Origin of the sequence: Streptomyces sp. SID4985 (assembly GCF_009863025.1) — a bacterium.
Classification (GTDB): domain Bacteria; phylum Actinomycetota; class Actinomycetes; order Streptomycetales; family Streptomycetaceae; genus Streptomyces.
In genome coordinates this window covers 1-16314 of sequence record NZ_WWIR01000084.1, presented here as the reverse complement: position 1 = coordinate 16314, position 16314 = coordinate 1, and the positions used below count along the sequence as shown (strand labels likewise).

Annotated in this window: 14 protein-coding genes and 1 pseudogene; 7 read left to right on the top strand and 8 right to left on the bottom strand. The window is 71.9% G+C overall.

Annotated features, from left to right (window positions below):
• The 3 genes and pseudogenes from GTW40_RS03655 to GTW40_RS03645 form a co-directional block, all read left to right on the top strand.
• Positions 1-519, top strand: a pseudogene (locus GTW40_RS03655) (class II glutamine amidotransferase); the annotation flags it as partial.
• The gene (gene egtD / locus GTW40_RS03650; RefSeq protein WP_161178690.1) at positions 516-1475 is read left to right on the top strand and encodes an L-histidine N(alpha)-methyltransferase; all 960 of its coding nucleotides are present in this window, start codon (positions 516-518) and stop codon (positions 1473-1475) included. The pseudogene GTW40_RS03655 and the gene egtD, both read left to right, overlap by 4 nt.
• A gap of 160 nt (positions 1476-1635) precedes the next feature.
• On the top strand, positions 1636-1851 hold the full coding sequence (locus tag GTW40_RS03645; RefSeq protein ID WP_161178689.1) for a dodecin: 216 nt from the start codon (positions 1636-1638) through the stop codon (positions 1849-1851).
• A 48-nt stretch (positions 1852-1899) separates the two neighbouring features.
• On the opposite strand, the gene GTW40_RS03640 is transcribed toward GTW40_RS03645, so the two are convergent.
• The gene (locus GTW40_RS03640) at positions 1900-2394 is read right to left on the bottom strand and encodes a hypothetical protein (RefSeq protein ID WP_161178688.1); all 495 of its coding nucleotides are present in this window, start codon (positions 2392-2394) and stop codon (positions 1900-1902) included.
• Positions 2395-2499: 105 nt separating this feature from the next.
• Here GTW40_RS03640 and GTW40_RS03635 point away from each other — a divergent pair, with 105 nt between their 5' ends.
• The 3 genes from GTW40_RS03635 (at position 2500) to GTW40_RS03625 (ending at position 5836) form a co-directional block, all read left to right on the top strand.
• Complete coding sequence (locus GTW40_RS03635) at positions 2500-2691, top strand: antitoxin (protein ID WP_161178687.1); 192 nt, start codon at positions 2500-2502, stop codon at positions 2689-2691.
• Positions 2692-2817: 126 nt separating this feature from the next.
• Positions 2818-5463: an excinuclease ABC subunit UvrA gene (locus GTW40_RS03630; protein ID WP_237525318.1), complete on the top strand. Its 2646-nt coding sequence runs from the start codon at positions 2818-2820 to the stop codon at positions 5461-5463.
• Positions 5464-5590: 127 nt separating this feature from the next.
• Positions 5591-5836 carry a hypothetical protein gene (locus GTW40_RS03625; RefSeq protein ID WP_161178686.1) on the top strand — a complete coding sequence of 82 codons (246 nt, stop codon included), beginning with the start codon at positions 5591-5593 and terminating at the stop codon, positions 5834-5836.
• Positions 5837-5938: 102 nt separating this feature from the next.
• On the opposite strand, the gene GTW40_RS03620 is transcribed toward GTW40_RS03625, so the two are convergent.
• The 4 genes from GTW40_RS03620 to GTW40_RS03605 all read right to left on the bottom strand — a co-directional run bounded on the left by GTW40_RS03620 (position 5939) and on the right by GTW40_RS03605 (position 10426).
• Complete coding sequence (locus tag GTW40_RS03620) at positions 5939-6958, bottom strand: hypothetical protein (RefSeq protein ID WP_161178685.1); 1020 nt, start codon at positions 6956-6958, stop codon at positions 5939-5941.
• Positions 6959-7062: 104 nt separating this feature from the next.
• On the bottom strand, positions 7063-7809 hold the full coding sequence (locus GTW40_RS03615; RefSeq protein WP_161178684.1) for a succinate dehydrogenase/fumarate reductase iron-sulfur subunit: 747 nt from the start codon (positions 7807-7809) through the stop codon (positions 7063-7065).
• Positions 7806-9752 (bottom strand): fumarate reductase/succinate dehydrogenase flavoprotein subunit, encoded by a 1947-nt coding sequence (locus tag GTW40_RS03610; protein ID WP_161178683.1) that lies wholly within the window; start codon positions 9750-9752, stop codon positions 7806-7808. The genes GTW40_RS03615 and GTW40_RS03610 overlap by 4 nt, the downstream gene beginning before the upstream one ends.
• Before the next feature lie 2 nt (positions 9753-9754).
• On the bottom strand, positions 9755-10426 hold the full coding sequence (locus GTW40_RS03605) for a succinate dehydrogenase (protein WP_161178691.1): 672 nt from the start codon (positions 10424-10426) through the stop codon (positions 9755-9757).
• Between the two features lie 119 nt (positions 10427-10545).
• Between GTW40_RS03605 and GTW40_RS03600 the strand changes: the two genes are divergently transcribed.
• Positions 10546-11430: a LysR substrate-binding domain-containing protein gene (locus GTW40_RS03600; protein ID WP_161178682.1), complete on the top strand. Its 885-nt coding sequence runs from the start codon at positions 10546-10548 to the stop codon at positions 11428-11430.
• A 143-nt stretch (positions 11431-11573) separates the two neighbouring features.
• On the opposite strand, the gene GTW40_RS03595 is transcribed toward GTW40_RS03600, so the two are convergent.
• The 3 genes from GTW40_RS03595 to GTW40_RS03585 all read right to left on the bottom strand — a co-directional run bounded on the left by GTW40_RS03595 (position 11574) and on the right by GTW40_RS03585 (position 15747).
• Positions 11574-13712, bottom strand: a complete 2139-nt coding sequence (locus GTW40_RS03595) for an EAL domain-containing protein (protein WP_161178681.1) — start codon at positions 13710-13712, stop codon at positions 11574-11576.
• Positions 13709-14521: an SAM-dependent methyltransferase gene (locus GTW40_RS03590; protein WP_161178680.1), complete on the bottom strand. Its 813-nt coding sequence runs from the start codon at positions 14519-14521 to the stop codon at positions 13709-13711. Before GTW40_RS03590 ends, GTW40_RS03595 begins: the two co-directional genes overlap by 4 nt.
• 269 nt (positions 14522-14790) lie before the next feature.
• A complete protein-coding gene (locus tag GTW40_RS03585) occupies positions 14791-15747 on the bottom strand; it encodes an SCO0930 family lipoprotein (protein WP_161178679.1) in 957 nt (318 codons plus the stop codon).
• Positions 15748-16314: the final 567 nt, after the last annotated feature.

Below are 16314 nucleotides of genomic sequence, written 5' to 3'. Positions count from 1 at the left end.
GCGGCGGCGCCGTTCGCGTCCGGGCGGTGGCTGTTCAGCCACAACGGCGCGGTGCCGGGCTGGCCCGACGCGGCCGCCCCGCTGGTGCCGACGCTGCCCCCGGTGGACCTGCTGTCGATGGAGGCGCGCACCGACTCGGCGTTCGTCTGGGCGCTGGTGCTGCACCGGCTGCGCGGGGGCGCCGAGCCGAAAGACGCCCTCGGCGAAACGGTTCGCCAGGTCGCGGAGGCCGCCCCCGCCTCCCGGCTCAACCTGCTGCTGACCGACGGCACCACGATCGCGGCCACCGCCTGGGGCGACAGCCTCTGGTACCGCGCCGGTCCCGGCGACTCGGTGACCGTCGCCTCCGAACCGTACGACGACGACCCCCACTGGCGGGAAGTCCCCGACCGCACCGTGCTCACCGCGAGCCGGGCCACCGGAGTGCGCCTCGCTCCGGCCGGGAACCCCGCGTCCTCCCCCACGCCCGACTCCGCTCGGGCGGGAGGACCCCCCTCACCGAAGGAGCCCTGTACGTGAGCCTGCACGTCACCCGCACCCTCCCCGAGGACGCCACCGGCGCCGCGCTGCGCGCCGACGTCGTGGACGGCCTGACCCGGACCCCCAAGTCGCTGCCGCCGAAGTGGTTCTACGACACGCGTGGCAGCGAACTCTTCGAGCAGATCACCGACTTGCCGGAGTACTACCCGACGCGGGCCGAGCGGGAGATCCTGCGCGACCGCTCCGGGGAGATCGCGGCCGCGAGCGGCGCGCGGACCCTGGTCGAACTCGGCTCGGGATCCTCGGAGAAGACCCGGCTCCTGATCGACGCGCTCACCTCCCTGGAGGCGTACGTGCCGGTCGACGTGAGCGAGTCCGCGCTCCTCGGGGCCGGGCAGGCGCTCACCGTGGAGCGCCCGGACCTCGCGGTGCACGCGCTGCTCGCGGACTTCACCGCCCCGCTGGAGCTGCCGGACACGCCCGGCCCGCGCCTGGTCGCGTTCCTCGGCGGCACGATCGGCAATCTGCTGCCCGAGGAGCGGGCGGAGTTCCTGGCCGCCGTACGCGGGCTGCTCGCACCCGGGGACGCCCTGCTGCTCGGCACCGACCTGGTCAAGGACGAGCGCGTGCTGCGGCTCGCCTACGACGACGTCGCCGGGATCACGGCGGCGTTCAACAAGAACGTGCTGGCCGTGCTCGACCGGGAGCTGGGCGCCGACTTCGACCTCGACGCCTTCGACCACGTCGCCGTGTGGGACCCGCAGCACGAGTGGATCGAGATGCGGCTGCGCTCACGCACGGCGCAGACGGTCAAGCTCCCCGGGGTCAACATGGTCGTGGACTTCGCGGCCGGTGAGGACCTGCGCACCGAGGTCTCGGCCAAGTTCCGGCCCGAGGGCGTCACCGCGGAGCTGGCCGCCGCCCGCCTTGAGCTGACCCACTGGTGGACGGACGGCAAGGACCGCTTCGCGCTGTCGCTCAGTGTGGCCCGCTGACGGACCCCGGGCCGCGCCCCCCTGCGGCCCTCCCGTGCCCGGCGGGCGACGCCTCGCGCGCCGGGCACGGATACGGCACGGTGGATACGGCGTGACGGACCGGTCGCGCCGGACGTGAGGCGCGCCCCCACGGCCTCACGGCGGAGAGGAGCACCCGCGCATGACGAACCACACCTACCGGGTCACCGAGATCGTCGGCACCTCCCACGAGAGCGTCGACCAGGCCATCCGCAACGGCATCGCCCGCGCCGACCAGACCCTGCGCAACCTCGACTGGTTCGAGGTCACCCAGGTACGCGGCCGGCTGGACAACGGGCGGATCGAGGACTACCAGGTGTGCATGAAGGTCGGCTTCCGCCTGGAGGAGACGACCTGAGCCGACGGGCGGCCGGGGGCGCCGGACCGCGCCGGACCGGCGGCGCGCTCAGGTGCGTCCCTCGCGCTCCTGCGCCGCCTCCAGAGTGGCCGAGCGCTCGGCCCAGCGGGCCCGCAGGACGGTGAATCCGGCGCGCTCGGCGTCGTCGCAGACCAGTTCGTCGTCGTCCACGAGGACGCGTACGGTCCTGCTCCGGGCGAGACGGCGCAGGATCTCCAGCTTGGTGACCCGGGCGGGTCTGCGGTCGCCGTCACGCCGCATGTGCACGGTGCCCTCGGGCAGCCCGTGGGCGGCGAGCCAGTCCACCGTGTCCGCCCGGCAGCGCTCGGGCCGTCCGGTCAGATAGACGATCTCGCAGTCGCGGGCCGACCGCAGCACCAGCGCGATCCCCTCGGCCAGCGGCGGGTCGGCCCAGGCGGCGGCGAAGAAGCCGTCCCAGTCGCGCGGGCTCCGCTCCAGGAAGCGCTGGCGGTGCGCCGTCGCGGCCAGGGTGTTGTCGAGATCGAACACGGCCACGGGCCGCCCGCTGCTGGTCTCTGCCACGCGTCAACCCTAGCGAAGGAGCGTGCGGCACCGTTCTCGAGATGCGAGGGCGGCCCGGGCCGGTGACCCTGGGAGTGGAAGCCTCAAACGACGAGGAGGGCTGCCATGTCCTTCATGGACAAGATCAAGGGAATGCTCAAGGGCCATGAGGACATGGCCGACAAGGGCATCGACAAGGGCGGGGACTACCTCGACCAGCGGACCGGCAACAAGCACCAGTCCCAGGTCGACACCGGCCAGGACAAGCTGAGGGACCAGTTCGGCACCCAGCACCGCGACAACCCGCCGCACTCCTGACGACGCGGCCCGCCACGCGCACCGTTCTCCTGGAGGCCCCGCCGCCCGCGCATGGGCGGCGGGGCTTCCACGCGGCCGGACCACCCGATCACGTCCCGCCCCGCGGGGCGGGCTAGGTTGGTGACCATGGCACCACGGACCCGCCCGACGTCCGCAGCGTCGCACGACGCACCGTCGCACGACGACCCCCCGGACGCCGGTCACGACGGGCTCATCAAGGTCCGGGGCGCCACCGAGCACAATCTGCGCCACGTCGACGTGGACGTCCCCCGCGACCGGGTGGTGGCCTTCACGGGCGTGTCGGGGTCCGGCAAGTCCTCGCTGGCGTTCGCGACGATCTACGCCGAGGCCCAGCAGCGCTATCTGGAGTCCGTCGCGCCGTACGCCCGCAGGCTGATCGACCAGGGCTCGGCGCCGAGGGTCGGGGAGATCACCGGGCTGCCCCCGGCCGTCGCGCTCCGCCAGCAGCACAGCGGCGGCAGCACCCGCTCGACGGTGGGCACCGTGAGCCGGGTCTCCAACGTCCTGCGCATGCTGTACTCCCGAGCCGGTACGTACCCGGCCGGACAGACCCCCGAGGATCTCGCCGGGACGTTCCCCCGCGACGCCGCCCCGCTGGACTCGGACAGCTTCTCGCCGAACACGGCGGTGGGCGCGTGCCGCACCTGTTCCGGCCTGGGGCGCCTGCACACCGTCGACGAGAGCAAGCTGGTCGGCGACGACTCCCTGAGCATCCGGGAGGGCGCCGTCGCCGCGTGGCCGGGCGCCTGGCAGGGCAAGAACTACCGCGACATCCTCGCCGAGCTGGGCATCGACATCGACGTACCGTTCCGTACGCTGCCCGCCGCCCGCCGCGAGTGGCTGCTCACCACCGACGAGCAGCCGACGGTCACGGTGCACCCGATCCGCGACGCGCACCGGGTCGCCCGCTCCTACCAGGGCACCTACATGAGCCCCCGCCGCTGGGTGCTGCACACCTTCGCCACCTCCAAGGCGGCGCATCTGCGGGCGAAGGCCGCCTCGTTCATGACCGAGGAGATCTGCCCGACCTGCCATGGAAAACGGCTCAACCCGGAGGCGCTGGCGGTGACCGTCGCCGGGCAGGACATCTCGGTCGCCACCGCCATGCCCCTGACCCAGCTCTCCGCCTTCCTGGAGACGGCCCGCGAGCACCCCGACACCCTGGCCCTGCCCGCCGAGCGGCGGCAGGCCGCGCACGCCCTGATCTCCGGGCTCCAGGAGCAGCTGGGCACGCTGACCGACCTGGGCCTGGGCTATCTCGCGACGGCCCGCGCGACCTCCACCCTCTCCAGCGGCGAGCTCCAGCGCCTGCACATGGCGACGCAGCTGCGCAGCGGCCTGTTCGGCGTGCTGTACGTCCTGGACGAGCCGTCGGCGGGCCTGCATGCCGCCGACACGGAACTGCTGCTGACCGCCCTGCGACGGCTCAAGGGGGCCGGGAACAGCGTCTTCGTGGTGGAGCACAACGCACAGGTGCTCGCGTCGGCGGACTGGATCGTCGACATGGGCCCGGGCGCGGGCCGCCACGGTGGCCAGGTCCTCTACGACGGTCCGGCCGGGCGGCTCGGTCGGGCCGAGAAGTCGGTGACCGCCCGGTATCTCGCCGCGAGCGCACCCGCCGTGCCCGGGCCCGAGAAGCCCCGCCAACCGGAGGGCTGGCTGCGCCTGTTCGGGGTCACCGGCCACAATCTCCGTGATCTGGACGCGAGTTTCCCGCTCGGCACGCTGACGGCGGTGACCGGCGTCTCCGGGTCCGGCAAGTCGACCCTCGTACGGCGCGCCCTCGCGGACACGGTGCGCGACCATCTGCACGCCGACGAGACCGCGCAGGACCTCGCCCGCAACCCCGCCTCGGTGGAGACCGCCGACGAGGAGGAGGACGGGGTACCGCCGTGGGCCCTTACGGAGGACCGTGTGACGGTGCGCTCCGCCGAAGGGCTCGGGAACATCGACCGCCTGGTGGTCGTGGACCAGAAGCCCATCGGCCGCACCCCGCGCTCCAACCTCGCGACCTACACGGGCCTGTTCGACAGTGTCCGCAAGCTGTTCGCCGCCCAGCCCGCCGCGCGCGAACTCAGGTACACCGCGAGCCGGTTCTCCTTCAACGTGACGCAGGGGCGCTGTCCGCACTGCCTGGGCGACGGGGTCGTCAGCATTGAACTACTCTTCCTGCCCACGGAGACCTCACCGTGCCCGGTCTGCGAGGGCGCGCGCTACAACCCCGGGACGCTCATGGTGCGTTACCGCGACAAGACCATCGCGGACGTGCTGGCGATGAGCGTGGAGGAGGCGCTGGAGTTCCTCCACGACGTCCAACCCGCGGCCCGTATCCTCCAGTTGCTCTCCGACATCGGGCTCGGCTATCTGTCGCTGGGCCAGAGCGCGACGACGCTGTCCGGCGGGGAGGCCCAGCGGATCAAGCTGGTGAGCGAGCTGCACCGCGCGCCACGCGGCCACAGCCTGTATCTCCTGGACGAGCCCACCAGTGGGCTGCACCCCGCCGACATCGATCTCCTCGTCGGGCAGTTGCAGCGCCTGGTGGACGCCGGGAACTCGGTCGTCGTGGTGGAGCACGACCTGCGCACGGTCGCCGCCGCGGACTGGGTCGTCGACCTCGGACCGGGCGCGGGCGACGACGGCGGCCGCATCGTCGCCGAGGGCCGCCCCGAGGACGTGGCCCGCGAGGGTGGCACCCCGACCGCCGACCACCTGGGCCGCCATCTCACGCTGCGCGAACCCCAAAGTGCCTGATTTGTCGGCATATCGGATGAATCTCGGTAGCATGGAGATGGCCGTACCCCCGTCCCACGCGGAGTGTGTACGGCCGCTGACCGAGGGGTGCGGGCACGACGCTCCCCGACACAGAAGGTGAGCGATCATGACGGGCAAGATGGACGCATCAGAGGCCGCACGCATCATGGCCGACCCGAACGCCACGCCGGAAGAGCGCTCCGTGGCCGCCAGTGCCCTGTCCGACGCCGAACGTGGCCACCACACGAGCAAGCGGGTCGCCTCCGAGGCCGGCCAGCTGCTGGACGACAAGAACATCTCGGAGGACGACCGCTCCGTAGCCGGCAGCGACCTGTCCCAGGACCGCAGGCGCGGCCGCAAGGGCGACCACTGAGAAACCGGGCACCCGCCGGGTGGAGGCCGCGTCGCCGCGGTGTCCACCCGGTCCGTCGTTCCCGGCCCCGGACCGGGGCCGGGAACGACGGACCGGGACCGGTCAGGACTCCTTGGTCACACAGGACGCGAGCAGCCGCCCGGCCTCCTCCGCGCCGAGGACCCGGTCCAGGACCAGGCTGCCGGTCATGTGCGGGAAGAAACGGCCCGATGGCCAGCTCCGCTGGTACGGCGCCGGGTCCAGCACGAGCAGGCGTACGCCGTCCACGACGGGTATGTCGGACGGCGTCCCCTCGTTCCACACCCATTCCCCGCCGGGGGTGACGAGGTTGAAGGCACCGGTCGTGAGCACCTGGCCGGGCTGGTCACGGCAGACGGCGGCCTCCTCGGCCGACGGCGCCGTGCCGGGGACGTGGCCGCCGCCGATCAGGACGTCGGCGAGGAGCGTGTGCAGCTGGAAGTTGTCGCCGATGCCGCTCATCCGCAGCGCGTAGCCGGTGCCGGTGGGGCGGTGGAGCACCACCAGGGGCTCGTCGAGGACCAGGAGGGCGTAGGCGAGGCACTTGAAGTCGTGCCCGGACACCTCCTCGACCGAGCGCAGTGCGGTGAGGAGAGCGTCGCGCCGCTCGGCGGTCAACGCGGTGCGCACGGAGGCGTGGTTGAGCATCGCCACACCCGCCATCTCCCACTGGGGCAGCGCGATCCAGGACAGCGTCTCCTCGGTCCCCACCCGGTCGAACACGTCGGCGCCGGTCTCCCCGGGATCGAGGAAGTCCCCGCCCCCGGTGGCCTGCCAGCGCTCGCAGAACCGCTGGACCCCGGCGAGGTTCTCGGCCAGGCCCTCGAAGACGTGCGGTGCGCAGACCGTGGCGTCGGCTCCGCGCTCGACGCAGGCGCCGACGACCACGGCGACCGTCCCCCGGGCGCCGGTCGGCACCTCGGGGAGCAGGGCCGCGAGGCGCGGCGCGGCCTGTGCCAGTTCCTGGCCGGAGGCATCGGCGAAGTGCTGGTACAGCTGCTGGAACGCGCTTTCCGAGCGGTCGCCGTCCCGCTCCAGCACAGCGGTCTCGAAGCCGGTGACGGCCTCGGAGAACCGCTCCCTCCCCTTTTTTCCGAAGATCATGCCGGAAGCCTATCGAGGGGCGCTGACATGCCAGACGGGGCCGGGATGAGCACCATCCCCGGCCCCGCCCGTCCGCGCTGTCGGCGAACGTGTTGTGACGGCGGCTAGCGCCGCGCCTTGCGGGTGGCGCGCAGCCACTCCTTGTTCATGCGGGTGATCGAGACCAGCGGGATGCCCTTGGGGCAGGCGGTGGCGCACTCGCCCGCGAGGGTGCAGCCGCCGAAGCCCTCCGCGTCCATCTGCGTGACCATGTCGAGCACCCGGGTCTCGCGCTCGGGCGCGCCCTGCGGGAGCACGTTGAGGTGGTTGACCTTGGCGGACGTGAAGAGCATCGCCGCGCCGTTGGGACAGGCGGCCACGCACGCGCCGCAGCCGATGCACTCGGCGTGCTCGAAGGCGAAGTCGGCGTCCGGCTTGGGCACGGGCGTGGCGTGGGCCTCGGGCGCGGCACCGGTGGGCGCGGTGATGTAGCCGCCGGCCTGGATGATCCGGTCGAAGGCCGAGCGGTCCACCACCAGGTCCTTGATCACCGGGAAGGCAGCGGCCCGCCACGGCTCGACGTCGATGGTGTCGCCGTCCCGGAAGGACCGCATGTGCAGCTGGCAGCTGGTGGTGCGCTCCGGGCCGTGCGCGTCGCCGTTGATGACGAGGCTGCACGCGCCACAGATGCCCTCGCGGCAGTCGTGGTCGAAGGCGACGGGGTCCTCGCCCTCCAGGATGAGCCGCTCGTTGAGCTGGTCCAGCATCTCCAGGAAGGACATGTCGGGCGAGATGCCGTCCACCTCGTAGGTGGACATGGCACCTTCGGCGGCGGCGTCGCGCTGCCGCCAGACGCGCAGGGTGAGCCTCATGCGTAGCTCCGCTGGGTGGGGTGGACGTACTCGAAGACCAGGTCTTCCTTGTGCAGGACGGGAGCCTCGCCGGTGGCGGTGAACTCCCAGGCGGCCGCGTAGCCGAACTCCTCGTCCCGGCGGGCCGCTTCGCCGTCCGGGGTCTGGGACTCCTCGCGGAAGTGGCCGCCGCAGGACTCGGCGCGGTGCAGCGCGTCCAGGCACATCAGCTCGGCGAGTTCGAGGTAGTCGACGATGCGATTGGCCTTCTCCAGCGACTGGTTGAACTCCTCGCCGGTGCCGGGGACCTTGATGCGGCGCCAGAACTCCTCGCGGATGCGCGGGATTTCCTCCAGCGCCTTGCGCAGCCCGGCGTCCGTGCGGGCCATGCCGCAGAACTCCCACATCAGCTCGCCCAGTTCGCGGTGGAAGGAGTCGGGGGTACGGTCGCCGTCCACCGCCAGGAGCAGATTGACGCGGTCCTCGGTCTCGGCCAACACCTCCTGGACGGCGGGGTGTTCGTCGGTGACCTCGCCCTGACGCGGGTTGCGGGCCAGGTAGTCGCTGATGGTGGCGGGCAGGACGAAGTAGCCGTCGGCCAGGCCCTGCATCAGCGCGGAGGCGCCGAGCCGGTTGGCGCCGTGGTCGGAGAAGTTGGCCTCACCGATCGCGAACAGGCCCGGGATCGTGGTCTGGAGGTCGTAGTCGACCCACAGTCCGCCCATCGTGTAGTGCACGGCGGGGTAGATCCGCATCGGTACCTCGTACGGGTCCTCGTCGGTGATCCGCTGGTACATGTCGAAGAGGTTGCCGTACTTGGCCTCGACCGCCTTACGGCCCATGCGCCGGATGGCGTCGGCGAAGTCCAGGTAGACGCCCTGGCCGCCGGGACCGACACCGCGCCCCTCATCGCAGACGTTCTTCGCGGCGCGGGAGGCGATGTCGCGCGGGACCAGGTTGCCGAAGGAGGGGTAGATCCGCTCCAGGTAGTAGTCGCGCTCGTCCTCGGGGATCTCGTTGGGCGGCCGGGTGTCGCCCTCGGCCTTCGGCACCCAGATCCGGCCGTCGTTGCGCAGCGACTCGCTCATCAGGGTCAGCTTGGACTGGTGGTCGCCGGTGCGCGGGATGCAGGTGGGGTGGATCTGGGTGAAGCAGGGGTTGGCGAAGTACGCGCCGCGCCGGTGCGCCCGCCAGATCGCGGTCGCGTTGGAGTTCATGGCGTTGGTCGACAGATAGAAGACGTTGCCGTAACCGCCGCTGGCCAGCACCACCGCGTCCGCGAAGTAGGTGTCGATCTTCCCGGTGATCAGGTCGCGGGCGACGATCCCGCGCGCCCGGCCGTCGACCACGATCAGGTCGAGCATCTCGGTGCGCGGGTGCAGCTCCACGTTCCCGGCGGCGATCTGCCGGGACAGCGCCTGGTAGGCGCCGAGGAGGAGCTGCTGCCCCGTCTGGCCGCGGGCGTAGAAGGTGCGGGAGACCTGGACGCCGCCGAAGGAGCGCGTGTCGAGCAGGCCGCCGTACTCACGGGCGAACGGCACGCCCTGGGCCACGCACTGGTCGATGATCTCGACCGAGATCTGCGCGAGCCGGTGGACGTTGGACTCGCGGGCCCGGAAGTCGCCGCCCTTGACGGTGTCGTAGAAGAGCCGGTGCACGGAGTCGCCGTCGTTGCGGTAGTTCTTCGCGGCGTTGATGCCGCCCTGCGCCGCGATGGAGTGGGCGCGGCGCGGGGAGTCCTGATAGCAGAACTGGACGACGTGGTAGCCCTGTTCGGCGAGCGTGGCCCCGGCGGAGCCGCCCGCGAGGCCGGTGCCGACGACGATCACGGTGTGCTTGCGCCGGTTGGCCGGGTTGACGAGTTTGGCCTCGAAGCGGCGGGTGTCCCAGCGCTCCTGGATGGGCCCGTCGGGGGCCTTGGCGTCGGCGACCGGGGTGCCGGTCGCGTAGTCGGTGTACGTCATGGTCAGCTCACCACTCCGGTCATGACACCCACGGGTACGGCGATGAATCCGGCCGTGAGCAGCAGTGCGAGGACGTTCGCGACGGCCTTCAGGGCGCGCTCGCGGGTACGGCCGCCCGCACCGAGGGTCTGGGCGGCGCTCCAGAAGCCGTGCCGGATGTGCAGTCCGAGCGCGAGCATCGCGACAATGTAGATGACGTTGCCGTACCAGGTGGAGAAGGTGTCCACCACGTTCTGGTACGGGTGGCCCTCCTGGAAGCCGCCGGAGTGCACGGTGCCGGTGGTCAGGTCCAGGAGGTGCCAGACGATGAAGAGGCCGAGGATGATCCCGCCCCAGCGCATGGTGCGCGTCGCATAGCTCGAACGCGCCTTCTTGTGCACGTACTTGACGGGACGCGCCTTGATGTCGCGCCGGCTGAGCTGGTAGGCGGCGGTCGCGTGGGCGACCACGGCGACGACCAGGACGATCCGGACGAGCCAGAGGGTCCACTCGTAGTGCATGAAGGGTTCGCCGACGGTGCGCAGCCAGTGGGCGTAGTGGTTGTACTCGGCGGCGCCGAAGTAGATCTTCAGGTTTCCGATCATGTGCACGATCAGATAGAGCAGCATGATCAGACCGCTGACGGCCATCACCGTCTTCTTGCCGACGGAGCTGTCCCACATCGCGCGCGCCATGGACGGACGACGGTCCGTCCGCGTTGCCAGAGCCATGGACAGGACGCTAGAGCCGGGGACACCGATCGGTCCAAGACATGGTTGAGCTGATCTCCATAGCCTGTGACTATGCTGAAAGGGTGCAGTTCCAGCAGCTCCAGTACTTCGTGGCCGTCGCCGAGACCCGGCACTTCACCCGGGCCGCCGAGCGGGTCCATGTCGCCCAGCCCTCGCTGTCCCAGCAGATCCGCGCACTGGAGCGCGAGCTGGGCGCGGACCTGTTCGTCCGGGCGCGCGGCAACATCGCGCTGACCGACGCGGGCGAGGCATTGCTGCCGCTGGCCCGCCGCATCCTCGCGGACGCGGACACCGCCCGGCAGGAGGTCCAGGAACTGGTGCAGCTGCGACGCGGCCGGGTACGGCTCGGCGCGACCCCCAGCCTCTGCACCGGCCTCCTCCCGGACGTGCTCCGCGCCTTCCACGACCGCTACCCCGGCATCCAGCTCCTCATCGAGGAGGGCGGCTCGCGCGACCTGGTACGGGAGCTGGCCCGAGGCGCCCTCGACCTCGCCCTGATCGTCCTGCCCCTCCCGGCGCCCGCGCCCGCCCTCACCACGGTCGAGCTCCTGCACGAGGACCTGGTGGTCGTCTCCTCCCCGGAGGAACCGGCCCCCGGCCAGGGACGCCGCACGGTCGAGATCGCCGACCTCGCGGACGAGCGCCTGGTGATGTTCCGGCACGGGTACGACCTGCGGGAACTGACCGTCGCGGCGTGTCGCTCCGCCGGGTTCGAGCCGGAGTTCGCCGTCGAGGGGGGCGAGATGGACGCGGTGCTGGGGTTCGTACGGGCCGGGCTCGGGGTTGCCGTGGTGCCACGGATGGTTGCCACCCGGGCGGGACGGGGGCTCCGGGTCACTCCGCTGGCCCGGCCGGGGTTGCAGCGGACGATCGCGCTGGCGCACCGGAGTGATGTGGCTCCCCCTCGGGGGGCTCGGGAGCTGCAGCGGATGCTGTTGGAGAGGTGAGGTTGATCGGGGCGCCGATTCGTCTGCCTTGTGCTGCCGTCGCGCGACTGCGGGTGCGTCTGGGCTTGTCGCGCAGTTCCCCGCGCCCCTCTGGAGGGGGCCGAGCGGCGGCGAAGCCGCCCGCTCGGCCCCCTCCAGATCTCTCAGCCCGTCGCGTCCACCAGCGCCAGCGCGTGGAGCCGCTCCGGCGGGCCCGGTCTCGCGTAGTACCAGCCCTGGGCCGTGTCGCAGCCCAGGAGGCGGAGTTGTTCGGCCTGGGCGCTGGTTTCGACGCCTTCCACGGTGACGGCCAGGTCGAGGCTGTGGGCCAGGGAGACGATGCCTTCGACGATCTTGAGGTCGACCGGGTCGGCGGGGAACTGCTGCATTCCCCGAGTGAAGGAACGATCCAGCTTGAGGATGCTCACCGGGAGGCGGCGGAGGTTGGCGAGGTTGGAGTAGCCGGTACCGAAGTCGTCCAGGGCTATGTCGACGCCCATCTCCGCGAGGCGGCGCAGGGGTTTGAGGAGGCCGTCGTCGGCGCCGATCAGGGCCGACTCGGTGACCTCCAGGCAGAGCGCGTCCGGGGTGACACCGGTGCGCTCCAGGATGTCGACGGTGTCCTGGACCAGGCCGGGGTGGGTGAGCTGGCAGGGCGAGAGGTTGACGTTGATGCGCAGGGGCTGTCCCTTGTCGCCCTCGGCCTCCTGCCAGGCTCGGGCCTGCCGTACGGACTCCTCCAGGACCCAGCGGCCGAGCGGGACGATGAGCCCGGTGTGTTCGGCGAGCGGGATGAAGCGGTCCGGGCCGAGCACCCCGTGCTGCGGATGCAGCCAGCGCACGAGCGCCTCGGCGCCCCGGACGGTGCCGTCGCCGAGGTGCACCAGGGGCTGGTACTCGATGAAGAACTCGCCCCGCTCCAGGGCGGTGGGCAGCGCGGTGGTCAGACCGTGCCGGGTGATGGCGCGGGCGTCGGCCTCGGGGTCCGCGAGTTCGGCGCGGTTGCCGCCCGCCGACTTGGCCCGGTACATGGTGATGTCCGCGCTGCGCAGCACCTCGGCCGCCGTACGCTCCCCCGCCGGGCCCTCCACGATGCCCAGGCTGCCGCGCACCAGCAGATCGCGGCCGTCGATGCTCACCGGGGTGACCAGCGCGTTCATGATCCGGTCGGCCAGCTCGTCCACGCCCTGCTCGGTGTGGGGGCCGGTGGTGAGGGCCACGAACTCGTCGCCGCCGAGCCGGGCCACCATCTCGCCGGGCGCGGCCGTACAGGACTGCAGCCGGTCGGCGACCTCCACCAGGAGCCGGTCGCCCGCCGCGTGGCCGAGGCTGTCGTTGATGGCCTTGAAGCCGTCGAGGTCGAGGTAGCACAGCCCGAAGCGCTGGCCCTTCCCCGCCGCGAGGGCCTTCTCCAGGCGCTCGAAGAACAGGGTGCGGTTGGGCAGTCCGGTGAGGGCGTCGTGGGTGGCCTCGTAGCGCAGCCGGAGGTGGAGCAGACGGCGCTCGGTGGTGTCCTCCATGAGGGCCAGCTGGTACTGCGGGGAGCCGTCGGCGTCGCGCAGCAGCGAGACCGTGAGGTTGGTCCACAGCACCGTGCCGTCGGGGCGGTTGAACGCCTTCTCGACATGGAAGTGCTCGCGCTCGCCGCTCACGAGTTCGTCGTAGAGCCGCCAGGTCTGGGGCGCGTCCTCGGGGTGCTTCCAGTCCCGTACCCGGCGGCCGCGCAGGGCGGATTCGGAGAGGCCGAACATGCGCAGCAGGGCGCCGTTGACCTGGAGTACGTTGCCGTCGAGGTCCGCGATGCTGACGCCGATGGCGGCGCCCTCGAAGACGGCGCGGAAGCGGGCCTCGCTGGCGTGCAGCGCCTCGGCGACCACGCCCTGGGCGCGCAGCGCGGCCTGGGCGACGGCCTCCTGCTCGGCGAGGGTGCGGTCGCGCAGCGCCTGCGCGTATCCGGCGGCCATCGCGTGCTGCAACCGCGAGGAGCGCAGCCGCAGTTCGTCCTGCGGGCCGTCCTCGCCGCAGTACAGGACGAGGTAGGCGTCCACGCAGTCCAGGGTCCGGGTGAGGACCTCGGGGTCGGTGCCGTGCGCGTCGACGAGCGCGGCGCCGACGGCCTTGGCCTCCCCGGGGTCGAAGCTGCGGGCGCGCAGGGCCCGGCTCAGCCGGTCCGCCAGCGGCAGCAGCCGCGCCTCGAACTCGGCGCGGGTCAGCGACGTCGCGGTGACGGGGTAGACCGCGCGGCTCCAGATCGTCGTCAGGCGGCGGAGTCTGCCCTCCGGCCCGTCCGGCGCCGCGCTCAACGCTTGCGCCCCACGCCCGCGAACCCGGAGAACGCGTACGCGTCCTCGTCCTCCGGCGCCGATTCCGGACGCCACTCGGGCATCGGGACCAGTCCGGGCTCCACCATGTCGTACCCCTCGAAGAACCGCGCGATCTCGTCGCGCGAGCGCATGATCAGCGGACTGCGGATGTCCTTGTACACGCCCACCGCGCCCTCGGCCCGTTCGGGGGTCACGGGTATGCCCTCGAAGGCGGCGTGGGTGAGGATCAGCAGACTGCCGGGGGCGAGCGCCGCGTGCAGCTCGGCCAGGGCGGTGTGCGGGTCGTCGGAGTCCTCCACGAAGTGCAGGACGGCCACGAGCAGCAGGGCGACGGGGCGTTCGAGGTCGAGCAGCCGCTCCACCTGCGAACTGGCCAGGATCTCCTGGGGCTTGCGCAGATCGGCGGCGACCACCTCGGCGTCCGGGTTGCCCGCGAGGACGGCATCGCTGTGCGCGACGGCCACCGGGTCGTGGTCCACGTAGACCACGCGGGCGCCGGGTACGGCGGACTGGGCGATCTCGTGGACGTTGCCGTAGGTGGGGATGCCGGAGCCGATGTCCAGGAACTGGGTCAGGCCCTGGTCGGTGGCGAAGCGCACCGCCCTGCGCAGGAAGGCCCGGTTCGCCTGCATGATCTTCGGCAGGCCCGGGATGAACTCCATCGCGCTGCGGGCCGCTTCCCGGTCGACCTCGAAGTTGTGCGAGCCGCCCAGGTAGTAGTCGTACATGCGCGAGACGCTCGGCACCGAGATGTCGATGCTCCGGGGGGCCCAGGCGGGGCGCTCCATGTATCACTCCGTGGCGTAGGGGACGGGGGCAGACGATCCGGTGTTCGAGCTGAGGCTACTGATCGCTTGCCAATGGAGCGACCCGAACCGGAAATTGACCATCCGTTCCCGGTCACTGCCTGCGGGAAGTACGCGTCCGACCTCGCTGAGTGACGTTCGGCGGGCATGACGACGGCCCGTCCGGGCATGACGACGGCCCGCCTCCCTTCCGTCGGTGCGGAGGAAGACGGGCGTCGGTGGGGGGAGTTCGGGCCGCCGGGGGCCGTCGGCTAGGCGGCGGGGGCGCCGATCGGCTTGCCCTCGGGCGAGACGGCGTACCAGGTGCCGCCCACGCCCTGGCCGTTGGTGTCGCCGGGGGCGGTGTCACCGGAGAAGGTGTAGATCGGCCAGCAGTTGACCGTCATCTGCTTCACACCGTCGGGGCGGGTGAACGGCATCAGGCCCTTCTTCAGGATGCCCTTGGTGTCGCTCTCCTCGACGGGGGCGACGGCCGGCCACTTCTCCAGGCACGCGCCGGTGCAGGCGGAGACGGACTTCGGCCACGCCTTGTCCTTGAGGAAGCGGTAGACCGTGTGGCCGTTCTTGTCGACGATGATGTCGCCGAGCTTCGCGTCCTTGTGCACGGAGAGGCCGGGCAGGGAGGCCAGGGTGGCCTTCTTGCCGTTGGGCGCGAGCGCGAACCAGGTCTTGCCGACGCCCTGGCCCTTGGTGTCGCCGGGCTGGACGTCCTTGGCGAAGCGGTAGGCGGGCCAGCCGTCGATGGTCAGCTGCTTGGTGCCGTCGGGGCGGGTGACCTCACCGAGGGCCGACTTGTCGACACCGGCACCGGCCGAGGCGTCGTCGGCGGGGACCGGCGGCCAGGCGGTGGCGCAGGCGCCCTCGCACTTGGACTCCGGCGGCTTGGCGGTGTCGTTGTCGAACCGGTACAGCGTCATGCCCGCCTCGTCGGTGAGCACGTTGCCGAGCTTCGCGTCCGCGGCCACGGTCAGCGCGCCCGCCGGGACGGCGGCGGCCGGGGAGGCGGAGGCGTTGCTGCCGTCGGCACCGTAGCCGTTGCCCGCGCCGGGATTGCCGTAACCACCGGCCGAGGGCTGCGCCGCCGCGCCCGCCGCGCCGACGTTCTGCGCCGCCGGAGTGGTGGCGTTTTCCTGACCGCACGCCGTGGTCAGCGCCAGCACCGAGGCTGCCGCGGCCATCAGTGAGGCGGTCCGCCAGGAGGTCTTCATCCTCAACTCCCCATTTTCTGCCTGGATATCGCTATCGGAGCGCCTGCCGCGCCGCCGCACGGCCATGGGTACGGGGTGCGCCGCGCGGGCGTTCAACGGCGCGGCGAAAAACTTTCGGCGGGCTGTCGGAGGGGTGGGTGCGCGGGCGGGGCGCGCGGGTCGGGGGCCGTACGGGTGTGCCCATGCGGGCCGTTGAGGGCGACCGCGTGTCAAACCGCGGCTGGGACGATGTCCCTCCTTCGGATCATTCCGCTCAAGTCGGGGCGTGGGAGCCGCTCGTGCGCCTCATGATCTTGTCGTGCAAGGACCCGAAGGAACCCGAGTAACGGCCGCCGCAAGGGTGTTGGCCGTGCTGGCGGTGGCCTGGGCCGTGGTGGGGTGTCCGGCAGGCACCGCGTCGGCGGACGTCTGCGCCTACGCCTCGACGGGGCCGGACGGCACGGTGGCGATCGCGGTGGTCGGCGACGGCCCCTGGCCCCCGCCGTGCCAGGAGCCCCCGCCGCCCTGCCCGCCGACACCGACACCGACGCCCGCGCCCACCCCGACGCCACCTCCTCCCCCGCCGCC